Source organism: Mucilaginibacter sp. OAE612 (genome assembly GCF_041806395.1).
Lineage (GTDB): Bacteria > Bacteroidota > Bacteroidia > Sphingobacteriales > Sphingobacteriaceae > Mucilaginibacter > Mucilaginibacter rubeus.
The window spans coordinates 4,587,452-4,605,519 of sequence record NZ_JBGMUW010000001.1; the positions used below are offsets into that span (position 1 = coordinate 4,587,452).

17 protein-coding genes are annotated in these 18,068 nt (G+C 42.9%); 8 read left to right on the forward strand and 9 right to left on the reverse strand.

Going from position 1 to position 18,068, the window contains the following annotated elements; translation table 11 throughout:
* A complete protein-coding gene (locus tag ABID99_RS19080; RefSeq protein WP_090531456.1) occupies positions 1 to 1,527 on the forward strand; it encodes a S41 family peptidase in 1,527 nt (508 codons plus the stop codon).
* 230 nt (positions 1,528 to 1,757) lie between these two features.
* Here the strand turns inward: ABID99_RS19080 and smc are convergent, their stop codons facing one another.
* The 8 genes from smc to ABID99_RS19120 form a co-directional block, all read right to left on the reverse strand.
* Complete coding sequence (gene smc, locus ABID99_RS19085) at positions 1,758 to 5,300, reverse strand: chromosome segregation protein SMC (RefSeq protein WP_354486712.1); 3,543 nt, start codon at positions 5,298 to 5,300, stop codon at positions 1,758 to 1,760.
* 338 nt (positions 5,301 to 5,638) lie between these two features.
* Positions 5,639 to 6,424, reverse strand: a complete 786-nt coding sequence (locus ABID99_RS19090) for a PhzF family phenazine biosynthesis protein (RefSeq protein WP_176623103.1) — start codon at positions 6,422 to 6,424, stop codon at positions 5,639 to 5,641.
* Between the two features lie 181 nt (positions 6,425 to 6,605).
* Positions 6,606 to 8,039 carry a hypothetical protein gene (locus ABID99_RS19095; protein WP_188833011.1) on the reverse strand — a complete coding sequence of 478 codons (1,434 nt, stop codon included), beginning with the start codon at positions 8,037 to 8,039 and terminating at the stop codon, positions 6,606 to 6,608.
* Positions 8,039 to 9,013 (reverse strand): pepsin/retropepsin-like aspartic protease family protein, encoded by a 975-nt coding sequence (locus ABID99_RS19100; protein ID WP_188833010.1) that lies wholly within the window; start codon positions 9,011 to 9,013, stop codon positions 8,039 to 8,041. Before ABID99_RS19100 ends, ABID99_RS19095 begins: the two co-directional genes overlap by 1 nt.
* A 61-nt stretch (positions 9,014 to 9,074) precedes the next feature.
* A complete protein-coding gene (locus tag ABID99_RS19105; protein ID WP_176623099.1) occupies positions 9,075 to 9,740 on the reverse strand; it encodes an ATP-binding cassette domain-containing protein in 666 nt (221 codons plus the stop codon).
* Positions 9,722 to 10,045 carry a hypothetical protein gene (locus ABID99_RS19110; protein WP_139160014.1) on the reverse strand — a complete coding sequence of 108 codons (324 nt, stop codon included), beginning with the start codon at positions 10,043 to 10,045 and terminating at the stop codon, positions 9,722 to 9,724. The genes ABID99_RS19105 and ABID99_RS19110 overlap by 19 nt, the downstream gene beginning before the upstream one ends.
* 294 nt (positions 10,046 to 10,339) lie before the next feature.
* On the reverse strand, positions 10,340 to 11,191 hold the full coding sequence (locus ABID99_RS19115) for a methylated-DNA--[protein]-cysteine S-methyltransferase (RefSeq protein ID WP_188833009.1): 852 nt from the start codon (positions 11,189 to 11,191) through the stop codon (positions 10,340 to 10,342).
* A gap of 99 nt (positions 11,192 to 11,290) precedes the next feature.
* A complete protein-coding gene (locus ABID99_RS19120) occupies positions 11,291 to 11,644 on the reverse strand; it encodes a DUF488 domain-containing protein (RefSeq protein WP_218117122.1) in 354 nt (117 codons plus the stop codon).
* A 113-nt stretch (positions 11,645 to 11,757) separates the two neighbouring features.
* Between ABID99_RS19120 and ABID99_RS19125 the strand changes: the two genes are divergently transcribed.
* Together ABID99_RS19125 and ABID99_RS19130 are read left to right on the forward strand one after the other, a co-directional pair.
* Positions 11,758 to 12,477: a 2OG-Fe(II) oxygenase gene (locus tag ABID99_RS19125; protein WP_188833008.1), complete on the forward strand. Its 720-nt coding sequence runs from the start codon at positions 11,758 to 11,760 to the stop codon at positions 12,475 to 12,477.
* Between the two features lie 47 nt (positions 12,478 to 12,524).
* A complete protein-coding gene (locus ABID99_RS19130; protein WP_188833007.1) occupies positions 12,525 to 13,136 on the forward strand; it encodes a hypothetical protein in 612 nt (203 codons plus the stop codon).
* Between the two features lie 7 nt (positions 13,137 to 13,143).
* On the opposite strand, the gene ABID99_RS19135 is transcribed toward ABID99_RS19130, so the two are convergent.
* The gene (locus ABID99_RS19135) at positions 13,144 to 13,827 is read right to left on the reverse strand and encodes a Type 1 glutamine amidotransferase-like domain-containing protein (protein ID WP_188833006.1); all 684 of its coding nucleotides are present in this window, start codon (positions 13,825 to 13,827) and stop codon (positions 13,144 to 13,146) included.
* A 482-nt stretch (positions 13,828 to 14,309) separates the two neighbouring features.
* On the opposite strand from ABID99_RS19135, the gene ABID99_RS19140 reads away from it, so the two are divergent.
* From ABID99_RS19140 to ABID99_RS19160, 5 genes are all read left to right on the forward strand, one after another.
* Entirely contained in the window at positions 14,310 to 15,503 is a 1,194-nt protein-coding gene (locus ABID99_RS19140; protein WP_188833005.1) for a sensor histidine kinase, read from the forward strand.
* 10 nt (positions 15,504 to 15,513) lie between these two features.
* On the forward strand, positions 15,514 to 16,209 hold the full coding sequence (locus ABID99_RS19145; protein WP_188833004.1) for a LytTR family DNA-binding domain-containing protein: 696 nt from the start codon (positions 15,514 to 15,516) through the stop codon (positions 16,207 to 16,209).
* A gap of 103 nt (positions 16,210 to 16,312) precedes the next feature.
* Positions 16,313 to 16,690: a PleD family two-component system response regulator gene (locus ABID99_RS19150; protein WP_090531434.1), complete on the forward strand. Its 378-nt coding sequence runs from the start codon at positions 16,313 to 16,315 to the stop codon at positions 16,688 to 16,690.
* Between the two features lie 72 nt (positions 16,691 to 16,762).
* Positions 16,763 to 17,005 (forward strand): PqqD family protein, encoded by a 243-nt coding sequence (locus tag ABID99_RS19155; RefSeq protein ID WP_090531431.1) that lies wholly within the window; start codon positions 16,763 to 16,765, stop codon positions 17,003 to 17,005.
* Between the two features lie 2 nt (positions 17,006 to 17,007).
* A complete protein-coding gene (locus ABID99_RS19160; protein WP_188833003.1) occupies positions 17,008 to 18,063 on the forward strand; it encodes an ATP-grasp domain-containing protein in 1,056 nt (351 codons plus the stop codon).
* Positions 18,064 to 18,068 lie beyond the last annotated feature (5 nt).

Genomic DNA, 18,068 nt, shown 5'->3' on the forward strand with positions numbered 1-18,068 from the left:
ATGAGAAAAATATTTTACTTTTTAGCCCTTATTTCCGTTGCATCGATATCTGCCTGTAAAAAAAATAAACCTATTAATAACGGCGATGATGGTACTACCGGCCCGCCAAGCACCGGTACCGCGCTTGATCGTATAAGGGACTCGGTTTATCTGTATCCGCAGGAAACCTATTTGTGGTACAATCAGCTTCCTACCTATAAAAACTTTCAGCCCCGTAACTATGTAAGCAGCGATACCATCACCGGCTTAAGCAGCGAGGTTGACCATTTATCGCAATATGCCATAAATCCGGCAAGCTCTCAACCGTATGAATATTATGATAATACCGGTACGGCCAAATACTCGTTTATTGATGATGGATCCGTATCAAACGAATTGAGCGGCAATGGCGGCGACTTCGGTTTTTCGGTATTCTACCCTACGCGTTCGGATCTGAGAATCAAATATGTATACCCTGGTTCGCCTGCTGATAAAGCTGGTATTAAACGCGGGTATCAGATCACCAAAATAAATGGACGTACCGACCTTACTTACGATGACGGAGGTACGACTACCCAGTTTGTAATACAAGCCTATGCATACAGCAAAACTATCAGCATGACATTGGCCAGACCGGATAATACTACCGTTGATGTAACGCTTAATACTGCTAACTATACCATAAACCCTGTTATTACTTATAAAACACTGGACGCCGGCTCGGGCAAAAAAGCCGGTTATATGGTTTTTAATTCGTTTACTGATAAAACCAATGCCGGTCCTAAAATATTAGAGGCCTTAAACAGCTTCATGGGCATTTCCGATTTGATCGTTGATTTAAGGTATAACGGTGGCGGATCCGTTGAAACTGCAGAATATTTTGATAACCTTTTAGTACCATCGGCTAAGAACGGCACTAAGATGTACACAGCTTATTTTAATGATAAGCTTACAAATGATAACTATACCTTGTTTAAAAACCTTTACGAAATACCCAAAGGTTTTTTTTCGGTAAGCAACCAAACTGTCAATTTCCAAAAACAAGGGTCGCTTAATTTAAGCCGGATATTCTTTATAGTTGGTAGCGGTACTGCCTCGGCAAGTGAGTTAACCATTAATAACCTGATCCCTGAACTGGATGTTGAATTGATCGGCTCTGTCACCTATGGCAAGCCTGTTGGTTTTTATGGTATTGATATCAATAAATACCAATTGTATATGCCAATGTTCTCCACAAGAAATTCGGCAAACAATGGCGATTATTATACCGGTATGACACCAGGACAAGGCATTTATAAAGGTGTTAGCGCTGTAGATGACCTGACCAAAGATTTCGGCGACCCTACCGAAGGGTTATTAGCACAGGCTTTGAGCTATATCTCGACCGGTAAGTATAAAACCGGTTCAGTAACCACACAAAGCCTGGCTACCTCATCAAAAAACGTGCTTTCGGCCGATCAGAAACGCGCGATGGAACAGAGGTTCACTCGCAGCAAAGTAAAAGGTTTGATGCTTAAAACACCATCGGTGTTTAGAAAGAAGAACTAAAATTTTTCCGTATCATTTAAAGGCGGAGGGCTGAAAAGCTTTTCGCCTTTTTTATTATGCTAAAGCTACGCTATGCGCTTGCCGTTGTTGGTGTTGTCACCAACAACTTTATGCTATGCGTACCGGCTTTAGTGGTTAATAAAATCCTACAGGTATAACAAGTTGTTGGTGACAACACCAATAACGGCGAAAGGCGCGAGCTTTTAGCTTTCCGCCTTAGGCTTTAAGCTCTAATCAGCCAGTTCCCTTAAATCAACAGGGACAACGCGGGAAATCCCCTGCTCAACCATGGTTACGCCGTAAATAACATCTGTACTTGCAATAGTTCGTTTGTTGTGGGATACAATGATGAATTGAGAATCTTTGGAGAAGGTACGGATAATGTTATTGAACTTATCAATGTTGGTATCATCAAGCGGCGCGTCAACCTCATCAAAAATACAGAAAGGTGCAGGCTTTAGCAGGTACAGCGAAAAAAGTATAGCCGTTGCGGTAAGTGTTTTCTCCCCTCCAGATAGCTGGTTGATGGATAGCGGACGTTTCCCTTTTGGCTTCGCGATGATATCAATATCTGACTCGAGCGGATGATCAGGATCAGTCAGGATCAGATCGCATGAATCTTCCTCATTAAACAATGAGCGGAATACTTTGATAAAGTTTTCACGCACCATCATAAAGGCCGTCATGAACTTATCTTTGGCGGTATCGTCAATTTCCTGAATGGTAGCAAGTAATGATGCTTTAGCTTCGCTCAGATCTTTCTTTTGCGCCTGGATAAAGGTATAACGTTCGTTCATTTCGTTATACGCCTCTACCGCCATTGGATTTATGGCGCCAAAATCATCCAGCTGTTTTTTTAGCTTTTCGGCTTTCTCACGCAGGTCCTGCTCATTTTCACCTTCGGGTACTTCGCTTTCGGGCAGGTCTTCAATATCTATATTAAACTCAACCGAAAGACGCTCTTTCAGCGCGTTCAGGTCTATCTTTAAATTATTTCGTTCGTCGCGCAGCTCATTCTCAATAACTTCGCTGTTCTCTTTTTTGCGCCTCAATGAGCTTACCTGACTCTCATTTTCGGTGATGAGGCCGCGCCATTGATAGTACTCCTGTTCGGCTTGTTGTGTGGCCTTTTCCAGGTTTTCCTTCTGCTCATACATTTCGAGCAGGTTATCGTCGGAGTTATCGGCCAGCTTCAGGTTTTCCTGTATAGCAACTTTTACTTTTTCAAGCTCGTTGCTATTTTGCCTTATACGTGTTTCAAGGCTTTCCTGCTGGGTATCCCGATAGTCAAGGTCTTTCATTAAACCCGATACCTTATTTTGTTGCTGATGAAAACGGATGTTTTCCTGATTGTAGGCGTTTGACTGTACGGAAACGTATTCGTTCAGCTCGTTAAAAGCCATCTGCTTATCGGCCAATAAATCGCTTTGGATCTGGCGTTGAGTTTTTAGCTCGGCCAATTGCGGTTGTAGGGCAGCCATTTCATCTTTTATCCCGGAAATTTTACGGGCGATATCTTCTTTACGGTTAAGGCTGTTTTCAATAAAAGTTTGATATTGCTCCTGGCGCGTTTTTACAGTGATCAACTCGTTATTTAAACGGTTCAGGATCTGTTGCTGCTCATTAATCTCAGCTGCCTTGGTTGACGAACGTAAAGCTGCAAGCTTATTCTGTAATTCTTCAGACTTCGTACGAAATGAACCCACCTGGTTCTCTATTCCCCGGATCTCTTTAGCCAAATTCTCCAGGTTTTTAGCACGCCCGATCCTTTTACCCTCAAACAAACCAACCGAACCACCGGCCATGGTATGTTTTGATTTATTGAACTTACCGCTCTTGCCGATTAACACAACGCCCTGCGGTAAAGTTTCGCTATTGATCTGGCCTTCTTTATCGTCATCAACCAGGTAAACACCTTTAAGCAGGTAATTACAAAGCGGCAGGTAACGTTTTTCAACCTCAATAACACTCAGTGCCGGGATAGCCCCCTCCTTTTCGAAGCTGATTTGTGCAGGCGATTCATCAGCGTAGTTATTCAGCACAAAAAAATTTGCTCTGCCCTTTGCCGAATTGCTCAATAGGCTTATAGCCTTTACTGCATCGTCGTACCTTTCAACCACGTAATAGTTCATGAGCGGTTCAAGGTAGTTTTCAATGGCTACACGAAACTCCTCCTTACAAAAAAGCACATCGCTAAACAAAGGTGCATTTTTAGCCCAATCGGTATTCTTTTTCAGGAACCTGATTGACTCCGGGAAACCTTCCAAACTATCAACCATACTTTTGGTAAGGTTGTATTCGTTTTGCTTGGCATCAAGGCGACGGCTCTCTTTTATAATGGTATCCTTAACCGAGTTCAACTCAACATCGGTTTCGGCAATTTGTTCTTTTAATTTATTTTCAAACTCAACAGCCTGCTGAAATTCATCGTCGAGTGTTTCCTTGCGGTATTGCAGCTCGGCAACCACCTGGTTAAAGTGCGAAAGCTCCACCTCTTTATTGGTGGTATCTTCCATATTACGCTGGCTTTCCTGCTCCAAAGCCTGTTGCTGAATTTGCAATATATCCAGGTCTTTTTCTGCCTTATAAGCCTGGTTTTGCAGGCGGGTATTGATATTATTAAGCTCGTTGAGCTCATTACGGGCTTCGGTTTGTTGTGCACGTAATTCATCAACGGCTTCTTTTAAATCAGAAAGTTTGCTTTGGATGGTTTGCAGCGCTTCATCCTCGGTGGCCTTTTCCTCGTTTAAGCGTTTAATGTTATATAAAACGTGGTTCAGCTGGTTTTTATCACGTTCTAACTCTTCAGTCAGACGCGATTCTTTATCTTGTTGAAACTTCAACTGTTCATTCTTGATCTTCTTTTCGCTTTCGTAAGCCCGGATCTTTGAAACAAACTCATTGGTTGTTTTTTGCTGAACCGAAAGGTTCTTTTCTTTGGTGATACTATCCAGCTTTTGTTGTTGCAGCGTTGCTTCCAAAGTATCTATCTGGATAATAATATCGCCTTTCTCGGCTTTATGCCTTAGCTCCTGCTCCTCTATCTTTTTCAATGATTCGCTAAAAGCCACGATCCTGAACGAAGCCAGCATAATGCTCAGCGTTTTATACTGTTCTTTGAGACGATAGTATCGTTCAGTTTTCTTCGCCTGGTTCTCCAGTGATTTCAGGTTCTTCTCAATCTCAAACAGCAGGTCATCAACACGGGCCAAATCGGCCTCGGTTTCCTTCAGCTTGCTGAAAGTTTGCTTTTTACGGAGTTTGTATTTGGAGATGCCCGATGCTTCCTCAAACAGGTTACGGCGTGAGCCCTCCTTATTGGTGATGATCTCGTCGATCATCCGGAGCTCGATGATAGAATAGGAATCGGAGCCGATACCCGTATCCAAAAAAAGATCGGTAATATCCTTTAAACGGCACTGTACATCGTTAAGTCGGTATTCGCTTTCGCCCGTGCGGTAAAGCTTACGGGTAAGTGTTACCTGCGAATAATCGGTTGGCAGTACGTTTTTTGTATTATCAAAAGTGAGGGAAACCTCGGCAAGGTTAGCCGATTTACGGCTTTTGGTGCCGTTAAAAATAACGTTATCCATTTTCTCCGAACGGAGCATCCGGGTGCTTTGCTCACCCAAAACCCAGCGGATACTGTCAACAACGTTCGACTTACCACAACCGTTAGGCCCTACAATAGCGGTAACACCCTCATTAAAATTGATGGTTATTTTGTCGCCGAAACTTTTGAAGCCTTTGATTTCTAAACGGGTAAGCTGCATTTAATTTATTAAGTACCTTGCAAAGTCCAAACCTCCAAAGTAATTATAAATAATTGAGTTTTGAAAGTATATTTTGATTTGAGGCGAAAGGAAAAAGGCGAAAGGAAAAAGGCGAAAGGTAAAAGGATAAAGGCAAAAGGTTACTGGCAGGGTTTGTATAACGTCATTGCTTTGTTCCTACCGATGACAACTCAAAAAGGGTGTCATACTGAGTTCATCGAAGTATGGTGGGCAGGCCTCTGCACACAACCGTTCGGCAACTCAGGGTGACAACTCCTTTTTTGCCATTTACCTTTAGCGGCCCGGACTTTTAGATATTCGCAATGACAATTTATAATTTAAACCCTTATCTCCCCCTTCAAATAAGTAACCGCTTTGCCACTCATCAATACGCGGTCACCTTTAAGCTCGCACCAAAGTTCACCGCGGCGGGCTGAGAGCTGATAGGCATGAAGCATATCTTTACCCAGGCGTTTTGCCCAATACGGGATCAGGTTACAATGTGCAGATCCGGTAACCGGGTCTTCGGGGATGCCTGCGCCGGGCGCAAAAAAGCGGGAAACAAAATCAGAGGTTTCGCCAGGTGCGGTAGCTATGATCCCTACCGTATCCATTTTTGACATGGCGAAGAAATCGGGCGTAAGCTCCCTGATATCCTGCTCGGTTTCATAAACAATGAAATAATCACGCGAGCGCAAAAATGCTACCGGTTGCTTTTCGCCAAGCGCTTCGGCTAATCCATTCGGCGCCTCAATGGGGATTGGCGGACGCGATGGAAAATCCATCGTATATTTATCGCCATCACGCTTTACGGTGAGCGTTCCGGCTTTTACAGTTTCAAAATGAATGGTATCACCCTCATAGCCCAGTTCCGAAAACAGAATATGAGCAGATGCCAGGGTAGCATGCCCGCAAAGATCTATCTCATACTCGGGCGTAAACCAGCGAAGCTTATAACCATCGTCGTTTTTCACAAAAAAAGCGGTTTCGGCAAGGTTGTTTTCAATGGCTATCATTTGCATGGTAACATCGGGCAACCATTCATTAAGCGGACAAATTGCCGCCGGGTTACCGCCAAAAAGCTTATCGGTAAATGCGTCGGCCTGGTATATAGGGATGGTCATAACAGATATGGTATTTTAGCTAATATAACGAGGTGAGCGTCAAAATGCAAAAATATGAGAACCAAGATGCGAGAATACGAGAATCATGATGCAAGACTATGAGAATCAAGATCTTTCTTATCCAGCTTCTTTATTTTTTTTGCTTCTTTATTCTTGTATCTTGATTCTTGCAATCCTGCTTCTATAATTGTTCGATCCATAAAACGGAATTACCCGAATTATATTGGTTAGGTTCGTAAAGTTTATTGCCAGGGTCTATCATCCATTTACCATCCACAATAAACTTGTACAGTTGCTTGCCTGGCTTCAGGTAAACACTTACCGTCCACTCTTTACCGTTAAAAGCAAGTGTGTAACCAAAATCATCAAAGTTGTTAAAACTGCCCGCTAAATGAACCTTTTTAGCATTATTGAAACCGCTTAGCTTAAACGTATAATTTGGCTTCACCGAAATATATGAATTAACAACGCCGCCCTCCATCATATTACGAGGGTTTTTGGGGTCGGTGATCCAGTTATCATCCACAACAAACTTATAGCCATAATTGCCCGGCGGAATAATTAAGGACGATGCCCAGCCCGTTTTGGTTTTGGTAAGCGGGATCAAGCCATGCTCCCAATTATTGAAGCTTCCGCCTACGTACACTTTCTTTGCGCTGGTATAACCATCAAGCTTAAACACAACCGTTTCGCCAAGGTTCAGTATTGAGTTTGTATATCCATCAGCGGCCTGGATCTTATTGGGATTAGCAGGATCGGTGATCCATTTGCCATCAACCAGGAAACGATACGCCTGTGTGCCTTCGTGCAGGTAAAGCTGTTTTTGCCAGCCTTTGGGGCTTTTATCGAGGACGATATTATTAGCGTCCCAATCATTAAAGCTCGCCGCCAGTGTTATTTTACGGGCATTGACGTATCCGTTCAGCTTAAAGGTGTAGTTATAACGAAAGTATATCGAATTATCGTCATGATCGCTCACCAGGTTGTTATAACGGTCGCTGATCCAATGGCCATCCACAATAAATTTATATTCATATTTGCCGGGTTTCAGCTTTATGTCGGCAATCCAACCGCTGTCGGTTTTGGCCATGATACCTTTAAGGGTGCTCCAGTTATTGAAGTTGCCTGATAGCAGTACCCTTTTACTTTGGGCGTAGCCGGGCAAAAAGAAACGGGTTAAACCAGATGCTAATTCATGAACAGTGACTTTAGCAAAGTTATTGATACCGAAATTAACATCAGCCGGATACCCCGGCGACTCATTATCATTGTTATCTATTTTAGTAGTTATCAGGTAAGGAGTAACTTGTGGGTTCAGGTTAAGGGCCTCAAGCGGCCTGTCGAACTCTATTACATTTCCCTGTTTTTCGGCCATTGTCCAGCCGTCTTTTTTCAGGGCGGTAAAATCGCCCTTCAAAATAGCAGCGGCATTTGCACCTTTTAACCCGGCTTTTTTGAGCAAGCTATCTACCTCCGCTTTAGTCGACCGCATATCAATGAGCAGCCTCAGGTTATCGCCGCCCATAACCAGCTTACCGCGTTTTTGCGCGCTTGCAGACAAAGCCATGCAAACCATCGCAAAAAAAACAATAACTATATAGGCCCCTCTTTTCATTACTGATTATTGTAAATGTACATTTCAAATTCTTTTTTAACAAAGTTGATAGTGAATATGCCCCTTACAAAGAAATCGTAACCCAATACACCATCTATTGTGTAACCATAAGCGTTCCCCATTTTTTCGAGATTGGTGATCAGGATCCGGTTTTTCATATACTTGCGGTCGCCCACAACCAGGTTATCAAAACGGGTATAGATCACCTCGATAGAAGTACCGCCAATCCCCATAATTTTTGAGCGGCTAACTACCTCCATATCGGGCATTAGCTTTTTTGATCTCCTGTAATCGAGCAAGCTGGTTTCTGCGGCGCTGTCAAAAGCGAACCAAAGCGAATTATCGTTAACAGTACCCTTCATTAAAATAACATCATTAAGTATGCGGAAAGGGCTTACCATAAACCGGTCATGAAATACTTTCTCAGCCGGAGGGATATTGCCGTTTTCGTCAAGCTTTTGAATATATAGTGTATTACGGAACAGATCGATTGTAATGGCAAAATCTGAAAATAACCGGGTACCCAGCAATCCCAATATTTTGATCCCTTTGCTGTTTTCGATAGAAGACAGATCGGTAACATCGGCCCTGAGCCTTGGATAATGTAGGTCAAGGATGTTAAAATTACGGATATAAGTAGTAAAAGAGCTGCCGGCAACCCCGTTGATTCCTGCAGATTCCTGCTCAGCTACGTGTGGCAGATCCCTAAAATAGGTTTCATTTAAAACCAGGTACGGCGCGCCGGTATCCAGCACAAAATTACCTTCAAGGGTATCGATCTGAGCTTCAATAAGAATTAGGTTCCCAGCCCTTTTTATCGGAATGACTAAAGTTTTAAAATCACCGGTGGGCGATGGATCAGGATCGGGCTTTGCATTTTTAAAGGTGATGCCATTGATAGTCACTTTCTCGCTGCCCGCCGCACTGAAGCAACAGAAAACTAAAAAAAAGATCAACAGATAAACCTTAGGCATCGTATTAAATACTATACCTAATAGACCCTCATTTTATGTCTTAAGTTACACAGTCTAACAATTAAATAATGTGACTGATGTACCGGTACCTGATCAGATCATCAGGGTTGTTGATGGCTTTGGTGCTCCCGTCGGTAATTAGTACTATTCTATCGGCCACGTCAAGGATATTATAATACTGATGATCGGTAACAATGATACCTTTTACCTTAGCGCATTTACGAATGATACCCTTAAACATTTCCGCCTGCACCGGCGAAACATGAGTAAATGGCTCATCGAGCAATATAAAATCTGCCCGGCTGTAAATACACATCAGGGTTTCCAATTGCCTGAGTTCTCCGCCGGATAGCTGGCCGGGCTTTTTGTGATGATGATCCTGGTAAATTGACAATGAGGTAAATTCATCAGTAAATTGAGGATCGATAATGGTACCAGCAAGGCTTTGGATCTTTATATTTTGCGGCAGATAATTGTGCTGGGGCAAATAAGCTACCCGACCATCGTCATAACCTTTATAAATGTGTTTATCGTCGATGCTGACGTGCTTGTAAGTTGGCTTTAGGCTACCGAAAATAACCCGCAGCAGCGATGACTTGCCACAACCGTTGCGGCCAAGCAAACCTACCACCTCACCCTGGCGGCAATCGAGATAAATATCTTGTAAAATCTTGCGTCCATCAAACTCGAGGTGAACGCTGTCGGTTTTTAAAATATACTGACCCAATATTTTACCAGTTTTAAGAGCGATAACAGTATTCCGTAGGCCAGGGCATCGCACGTAAGGGCGTACAGGTATAACCTGTCGATCCCGTAACCTGCATTACGGAAGTAGAAGAAGGTTTTAGTTGAGTTGTAATTATAATACCGGAAGCCGATGATTAAACCATAACTCATTATTTTAAAAATGTATGATTCTACAATATTAACCTCTCCGCGAAACAAATAGTAGATGCAGATCATGTTGATGGTCATGCACCATAACAACATCGACTTATAAAAATACCAGGTGATTTTTATGGTGTTACGCATTCAGCTAATCATGACAGGTGAGCTAAAATAACGCAGGTTGTGGCTTAAAATTTTCCTCGCAGGCAATTCTATTTTGTTCGCCTGCTGGTTCACCTGGCGAACAGGTTCGGGGATGCGGTAATTGCCGACACAGTTTTTGATGAGCCCGGCACTTTACTCCACACTGATGTGTTGTTCCAGCGATCTGTAAAACCGGACATACTCATTTTTATGTTTACGTCCACGCTTACTTTAGCGTTGCTATGTAAGCGCGGACGCTTGAAGGGAATTACATATCCCCTTTGCTCACAAACCTTATTCAACCCGCTCCTTTAGCGCTGCTTCCCAGCCTATTATTGCGTTTTTACGGGTACTGCCCCAATGATACTGACCTATTTCGCCGGTTGATTTTATTACCCGGTGGCAAGGGATCAGGAACGCTACGGGGTTACTACCTACCGCTGAGCCGACTGCTCGGTAAGCATTTTCGCTGCCTGCTTTTTTGGCAAGTGAGGCATAAGTGGTTAATCCGCCGGGAGGTACTTTCAATAACGTCTCCCACACCTTGATCTGGAAATCGGTTCCTTTTAAATGCAGCTTGATCTCGTCCAAACGGCTCCAGTCCTGTGTGAAAATAAACAAGGCATTTTGCTGGATTCTGTCAACTAACTGGTTGTATCCGGCGTTTGGGAAACTTATTTTCAACTGCTCCAAAGCTTTCTCTTCCCCATCATCAACAAAAGCCATATGGCAGATACCTTTGCCCGTTGATGCCACGATCACCTTACCAAAAGGCGTATCGGCAAATGAATAATTGATCTGCAGCATAGCCCCGCCGTTGCGGTATTCGCCAGGGGTCATACCTTCTACCTTAATGAACAGGTCATGCAGTCTGCCACCTCCCGAAAGCCCTGTCTCCAGCGCGGTATTAAAAACATTGGTGTTGTCCTGCTTTAATATTTCCTTGGCATGTTCTACACTTAAATATTGCAGAAACTGCTTAGGCGTTACCCCCGCCCAATCCTTAAACATCCGCTGAAAATGGAAGGGACTTAAATTAACATGTTCCGCAACTTCATCCAGTTTAGGCTGTGCCTTAAAATTCTCCCTGAAAAAGCCAATCGCATCGGCTATGCGGGTATAATCTATCTCTTGTTGAGTTTTCATAAAGCCTTATATTTAAATAATTCAATTGTGTTTTTTAGTATTTATAACACAAAGGTACCGGCCTCGCCCATGCTCAACAATCCGATTCTTGCGGAGTTTTCAGGCGATATGCTCTTCGATTATCTTGCTTAAAACTACCGCATTATTTAATTTCGGCTCTTTTGAAGAAAACACCAGCGTCACTGTTTTATGCTGCCTGATATAATCTACCAATTCATCCAAAACCTTTGCACCCTCAATTTCGGCGCGGTATTTTTGGTTAAAGGCTTCAAATTTTTCAGGATCATGGTTATACCATTTTCTTAGCTCGTTAGATGGTGCTACACCTTTAAACCACTTGTCAATCCGTTGGTCTTCCTTTTTTATCCCCCGCGGCCAAAGGCGGTCCACCAAAACTCTAACGCCATCTGCCTCGGCATAAGGTTCGTAAACCCGTTTAAGTTTAATCTCCATGATATGTATTTAATAATTTCTCTTCAATGAAACCGACAGTATAAATTCCGCAAGAATCGGATTGCCCGCCAATCTGCCTAACGATAGTTTTGGTCCTATTCAAAATAACAAAAATGACACCGGAACAAACACTTAAAGATCGTATCAAAAATCTTGATTGGGATCAAATTAATAAAACATTACATGACAACGGTTTTGCAATTGTTAAACAGGTTTTAGGTGAACGCTACTGCGATACATTAATCAGCGATTATGACGCAGATGCTTACCGCAAAACCGTCAGCATGGAGCGCTACAGATTTGGATATGGCGAATACAAATATTATAATTACCCGCTGCCTGCTATTATAACCGATTTAAGGGAGAGCGTTTATCCGTACATCGTACCTGTCGCCAATAAATGGATGAAAGAGCTTGGTATTGACAAACGATTCCCTGGCACCCATGAAGAAATGAAACAGTTAAGCCATGAAGCCGGGCAAACCAAACCCACAGCCCTGATATTGCAATACACAGAAGGCGGATTTAACACCCTGCACCAGGACCTTTACGGTGAAGTATATTTCCCCGTCCAAATGGTTTTCATGCTCGATCAGCACAACAGAGACTATACAGGCGGCGAATTTGTAATCACCGAGCAAATTCCGCGGGCGCAATCAAAAGTTAATGTACTTACTCCTGACATGGGTGATATGGTTTTATTGACCACTAACTTTAGGCCGGTAAAAGGCAGCAAAGGTTATTACAGGGTAAATATGAAGCATGGTGTAAGCCCGGTTCACAGCGGTAAGCGCCATAGCCTGGGCATTATATTTCATGACGCGCTGTCTTAAACTGATTGATGTGACTTTGATCCTCACCATTGAAAACAACGTATAACATGCTGCAGAACCGCGTAAATCCATTTGGACAACTTATTAAAACGACAGCGCGAGGTTCCTGGCTCGGTAACCGGGGCGTAATCCATAATGAAGACAAGGAAATTGTGCGCGCTTTTAAAATTAAAGCCTGGATAACCTGCGCTTTGGAGTTCAGGGGCCGACACCGGGAAATCATGCAGTCCGACCGCTGGACTGAACTCTTCTTCCTTGATGAAGCCACGGCATTTTCAGCAGGGCACCGGCCTTGTTTTCAATGCAGGTATAAGGATCATCAGCGATTTAAAGAGTTTTGGCTAAAAGGCAACCCTCAATACGGTTTTGACATGAAAACACCGGTAGCCAAAATAGATGACATTTTGCAGGCAGAGCGCATTACAGCTGATAAGTCAAAAGTTACCTATCAAGAAAAACTAAAAGCCCTGCCTAACGGCACATTTGTAATTTATGATGACAAATCACATTTACTCAAAGATAACCTGTTGTATTTATGGAGCCCTGCCGGATACCAAAAAGGAATAAGGCTCCCCAATGTGGATATAATCACAGTACTAACTCCCCGGTCAATTGTGAACATGTTCAGTGCAGGGTATGTACCTCAAACGGGGCTTTGAATATCCTTTAGCGGCCTGCCATAATCTCAGGAGTAAATAATTTCCAATGCCCCTCAGAAATAACCTCGACGGCTCCGTCAATCACTTTAATCGCGGTTTGATCGTCAATAGCGTATGATTGTACTGGTATGGAAGCAGCCAGTTTCTCAATATTGGCCAGGGAATTGTTCGGGAACCACTCATGATCCAAATGCGGGTGGATAGCAAAGTCAACAAAACTTAATGACTTATCACTATCAGCCGGCAGCATATGGTTGCCATAGGTAGTACCAAAGCGGGTCATGATCATACTACCGGCACTCAGGCCAACATATACCATCTTTTGTAAAAGCGAGGGCAGCAGATCCGCCAGCCCGGATTGCTGCATCCAATAGGTCAGGTACTGGCAGTCTCCACCACCTACCAGTAAAGCATCGGTTTCCCGGAGCATATCAACCCATAACTCTTTTTTGATACTGGGTAAGGCGGTAAGTTCCAATAAGCCCAGCGACTTCCAACCCAATTGGCAAAAGGGATCACCTAAGGACCCGCAAATAACCCTTCGTACTATGTCGCCACCGTTGGGTATAGCGTATATCGCGGTAGGGATAAAAAGGGCGTTCGCTTCGGCAAACGGTTTGCCCAACAGCTCTATCAAAGCATTTTGAATACTCATATTGCTGATTCCGGCAGATGTAAGAAGTAGCTTCATAATTTGTTGGATTATAATCAATGTTAATAAAAACGCTGAATTAAATTCATAAAATATCCAAAACTCCCCCTCCATCCATTCAATTACCTTGTTCGTCGGTACAAAATTTCAGATTAAAACCTCAGGGCTACCTTTACACCATCAAATAATAATTTGATCAGTGATAAGGTTTAGGTGATAGCCCCCAAACAGCGAGTGCAAGGGGGCTTTCTTATATAATCCACTCATCCCAATTTTTAGGTAAAACACGCCGCTACCCCGTTCATCTATACAATTTCCCAATTCACCGACACATGGTTGTTAAAACCCCCGCTCATCTTCACCTTTGATTTATAATTCAGAAGCAGGGACACTGAATTATAGTTTTTTTCGTATAAGATGAAGCACCTGTGCAATGTACAGGTGCTTTTTTTAAATTCGATGCTAAAATATGTGCCAGCCAGTAGCTCCGGCATTGATGAATAAAAGAATCTTAAAATAAAATGATCCGCTCAAAAGCAACCACTTTTTTCATTCATGCTGCAGGCTGGCTTGTGTTTTTAGGGTTCCCGCTATTATTCATGAACCGCACACAGCAAAGCAGTGCCGGCACCTATACCGTCCTGTTTTCGCCTTACTACTGGCTGTTTTGTCTCACCTATATATTTATGTTTTACCTGAACGCCTGGTATCTGGTGCCAAAGTTCGTGTTCCGTAAAAGATATGTCTGGTATGGGCTTATTGTGCTATTACTTTCAGGCTTTGTTTACTTTTTGCAGCCTTTTGATAACCTGCTCCTTCACAACCTTGTTAAAGGGAATAAACCTGTAGCAACAACAGCCCCTAATCCACAGCCTATAGGGCCGCAAATTACGCTTACGGGCATTGACAGCTCAGCACCTAATCAGCAAAACATGCCTTTTGGCCCGTTGCCGCACGAAGATCTGCGGATGCAGGACCCCAGCCTTAAACCCACCAACCGCATTATTTTTATTCATCAATCCGGTAATATTGATATGGTAGGCTTATTTATTTTTATCATTGTAATGGGATTGAGCGTTGCCATTGCCACGGTTCAAAAATGGCAGCTTACCGAGCAGATGGTTACCCGTGCCGAGGCCGAAAAAGCTCATGCCGAACTCTCTTTTCTTAAAGCCCAGATCAATCCTCATTTTTTATTCAATACGCTGAATAATATTTATGCCTTATCGGTTACCAATAGCGAGCATACTTCCGAGAGCATCATGAAACTCTCTAACATCATGCGCTATGTAACCGATGAGGTAACGGAGGATTTTGTTTTACTGCAAAATGAAGTTGATTGTATCAACGATTATATCGATCTGCAACGCCTGCGACTCGGCAAAAAAACAAAGCTTGATTTTGAAGTTTCGGGCAAGATTGACAATCAAAAAATTCCGCCCCTGATACTGATGACCTTTATTGAAAACGTTTTTAAATATGGCGTAAGTAAACACCAGCCATCAGTTATTAATATCTGCTTAAGGGTAAACGGCAACCAAATGCTGTTCATCTGCAAAAATACCATTTTCGAAAAACGACCTGCCACCGAACGGAAAGGGATTGGCATTGCCAATAACCGCCAGCGCCTGCAACATATTTATCCTAACAAACACCGGCTTGACATTAGCATAGCCGATGGCAATTTCATTGTTGAACTGGAGATTAACGCTTAAACTGTTTATAATGCAATTAAAATGTGTAGCTATTGATGACGAGCCGCTGGCCCTTCAAATAATTGAAAAATATGTAGCTGAATATCCCGCGCTAACATTGGTTAATACTTTTGAGGATGCCATATCGGGCGGGGAATACCTGAAAATGAACAAGGTAGATGTGCTGTTTATAGATATTAACATGCCTGATATTACCGGTATCGACCTGGTAAAATCATTGACTGATAAACCAATGATCATTTTTACCACTGCCTACAAAAATTACGCATATGAAGGTTACGAACTGGAAGCGGTAGATTATCTGCTGAAACCAATCAATAACCTGCGCTTTGACACGGCAGTTCAAAAAGCAATTGGTTATTATCAGTATAAGCACGCCGATACCACAAACGAAGGCGACTTTCTGTATGTGCATTCAGAATACAGGCTCATCAAGATCAATATCAAAGACATTGAATATATTGAAAGCATGCAGGATTACATCAAGATCCATATATTGGGTGTAGCCAAACCCATACTAACACTGATGCCATTGAAAAGTGCAATTGAAAAGCTGCCTGCGTCAAAGTTTATTCGTATTCACCGCAGCTTCGTGGTAGCGCGTGATCAGATCAGGTCTATCCACAACCGCAAGGTAAAACTAACCGATGTGGAGCTTCCTGTAGGTACAAACTATACCGATTTTATCAAATACTGGCACAAATAATCAATTCATCGGCACATTAAAGGCGTTGAACGACACATTATTTTACAACCCCTTAAATAGCCTCAACTTTATATTGTTAAAATTGACACTAATCCTTAAAGTCATGAAAACAGCAGGCGATAAAAAAACCATCTTAGTACTTGATAAAAACAGCCGGATGTTATCCGTCATTGATGACATTATGTACTATGGCGATTTTAATGTGCATTTAACTTTTGACCCTAATGCTATATATGATAAAGCTAAAATGATTAATCCGGATTTGATCATTCTGGATTATTTGTTGGTAGATAACGATTGTGAACTGGTTTGCCGGGACTTTAAGGATGATAAGCAGCTATGCAATGTACCTATCATTATTGTAACCGCTTTTAAAACAAAAAAAGCACAGGCCGATTCTTATAAATGCGATGCCTTGTTTGTAAAACCGCTGGATATGGAAGTGCTTGCATCAAGGATAGAATACCTGATGGCATCCTGAAGCTGGTTTTGTAAACTCATATAAACCTGCTAAGTTTAGCTTTTATTAATTAAACAACCCTGCACTTATAAAATGAAACTCAAGAGCAACATAGCCACTAGCGAAAACGGGTTTATTTTTAACCCTGCCACCGGCGATTCATTTTCCGGTAACGGTATGGCGGCAAAACTGCTTGAGGCTATGAAAAGCGGCAAAACCGAAGATGATATCAAGCAGGATATTCTGAGCAGGTATGAAGTGAGCGAAAGCCAGCTTAACAGGGATTGGGATAATTGGATGCTGCAGCTAAAAGAAGCAAACCTGCTCGAAATTTAAGGATGATGCCAAACAAGTACGCTGATTTATGTATTGCTGTTACCGGGCTCAATGCCAATGACAATCCGGGGCCGGGGATGGCGGTCATCCGTTCTTTAAAAGAGTATTTTGGAGATGGTTTGCGCATAATTGGACTGTCGTACGAGTCGCTGGAGCCCGGGATTTACCTACGGGATCAGGTAAATAAAACTTACCAGGTCCCCTATCCCACCGAAGGTACGGCAGCCCTCGCTGAACGTTTGGCATATATCAACCGGCAGGAAAAGCTTCATCTCATTATCCCCAATTTTGATTCGGAGCTGTTCAATTTTATAAAGATAGCGCCGCAATTGCAGCAAATGGGTATTGCGACCTATCTTCCGACATACCAGCAACTGGCGTTGAGAGATAAGGTGAACCTAAAAAATTTCGGCACAAAAAATGGTTTTTACGTGCCCGCCGACCATAAGCTTTACACAACCGATGATATTAAAAAAGCGGCTGCTGAGTTCAACTTTCCTATGGTAATAAAAGGCAAGTTTTATGAGGCTTATGTTGTATACACGATGGATCAGGCATTGAAAGCCTTTCATCAATTGTATGCAGCCTGGGGCGTGCCGGTAATAGCCCAGCAATACATCAAGGGCAACGAAATCAACATCGCGGCACTTGGCGATGGTAATGGCAACAACATCAGCTTGGTGGCTATGCGCAAGCTTTATATTACCGATAAAGGGAAGGCCTGGGCGGGCGTTACCATTAAAGATGATAAGCTTACCCAACTGGCCGACAACTTTGCCCGCGTAAGCAACTGGAAAGGCGGTTACGAAATGGAGGTCATGAGCAATGCCGACGGACATTTATACATATTGGAAATTAATCCCCGATTTCCGGCATGGGTTTATTTAACTGCCGCCGCCGGCCAAAACCAGCCTGCGGCATTGGCCAAAATAGCGATGGGTGAAACCGTTGAGCCCTATGCCGATTACCAGGCCGGCAAACTGTTTGTCCGCTATTCGTGGGACCATATTGCCGACATCGCCGATTTTCAGCAGATCTCGGCGTTTGGCGAATTATAATTTAT

Bases quoted from the DNA above. Each gene is read 5' to 3' on its own strand.
- ABID99_RS19100 (WP_188833010.1), bottom strand. From the start codon at position 9,013: ATGCCTAAGGTTTATCTGTTGATCTTTTTTTTAGTTTTCTGTTGCTTC.
- ABID99_RS19155 (WP_090531431.1), top strand. From the start codon at position 16,763: ATGAAACTCAAGAGCAACATAGCCACTAGCGAAAACGGGTTTATTTTT.
- ABID99_RS19080 (WP_090531456.1), top strand. From the start codon at position 1: ATGAGAAAAATATTTTACTTTTTAGCCCTTATTTCCGTTGCATCGATA.
- ABID99_RS19130 (WP_188833007.1), top strand. From the start codon at position 12,525: ATGCTGCAGAACCGCGTAAATCCATTTGGACAACTTATTAAAACGACA.
- ABID99_RS19145 (WP_188833004.1), top strand. From the start codon at position 15,514: ATGCAATTAAAATGTGTAGCTATTGATGACGAGCCGCTGGCCCTTCAA.
- ABID99_RS19090 (WP_176623103.1), bottom strand. From the start codon at position 6,424: ATGACCATCCCTATATACCAGGCCGACGCATTTACCGATAAGCTTTTT.
- ABID99_RS19150 (WP_090531434.1), top strand. From the start codon at position 16,313: ATGAAAACAGCAGGCGATAAAAAAACCATCTTAGTACTTGATAAAAAC.
- ABID99_RS19115 (WP_188833009.1), bottom strand. From the start codon at position 11,191: ATGAAAACTCAACAAGAGATAGATTATACCCGCATAGCCGATGCGATT.
- smc (WP_354486712.1), bottom strand. From the start codon at position 5,300: ATGCAGCTTACCCGTTTAGAAATCAAAGGCTTCAAAAGTTTCGGCGAC.
- ABID99_RS19140 (WP_188833005.1), top strand. From the start codon at position 14,310: ATGATCCGCTCAAAAGCAACCACTTTTTTCATTCATGCTGCAGGCTGG.
- ABID99_RS19110 (WP_139160014.1), bottom strand. From the start codon at position 10,045: ATGCGTAACACCATAAAAATCACCTGGTATTTTTATAAGTCGATGTTG.
- ABID99_RS19135 (WP_188833006.1), bottom strand. From the start codon at position 13,827: ATGAAGCTACTTCTTACATCTGCCGGAATCAGCAATATGAGTATTCAA.
- ABID99_RS19095 (WP_188833011.1), bottom strand. From the start codon at position 8,039: ATGAAAAGAGGGGCCTATATAGTTATTGTTTTTTTTGCGATGGTTTGC.
- ABID99_RS19120 (WP_218117122.1), bottom strand. From the start codon at position 11,644: ATGGAGATTAAACTTAAACGGGTTTACGAACCTTATGCCGAGGCAGAT.
- ABID99_RS19160 (WP_188833003.1), top strand. From the start codon at position 17,008: ATGATGCCAAACAAGTACGCTGATTTATGTATTGCTGTTACCGGGCTC.
- ABID99_RS19125 (WP_188833008.1), top strand. From the start codon at position 11,758: ATGACACCGGAACAAACACTTAAAGATCGTATCAAAAATCTTGATTGG.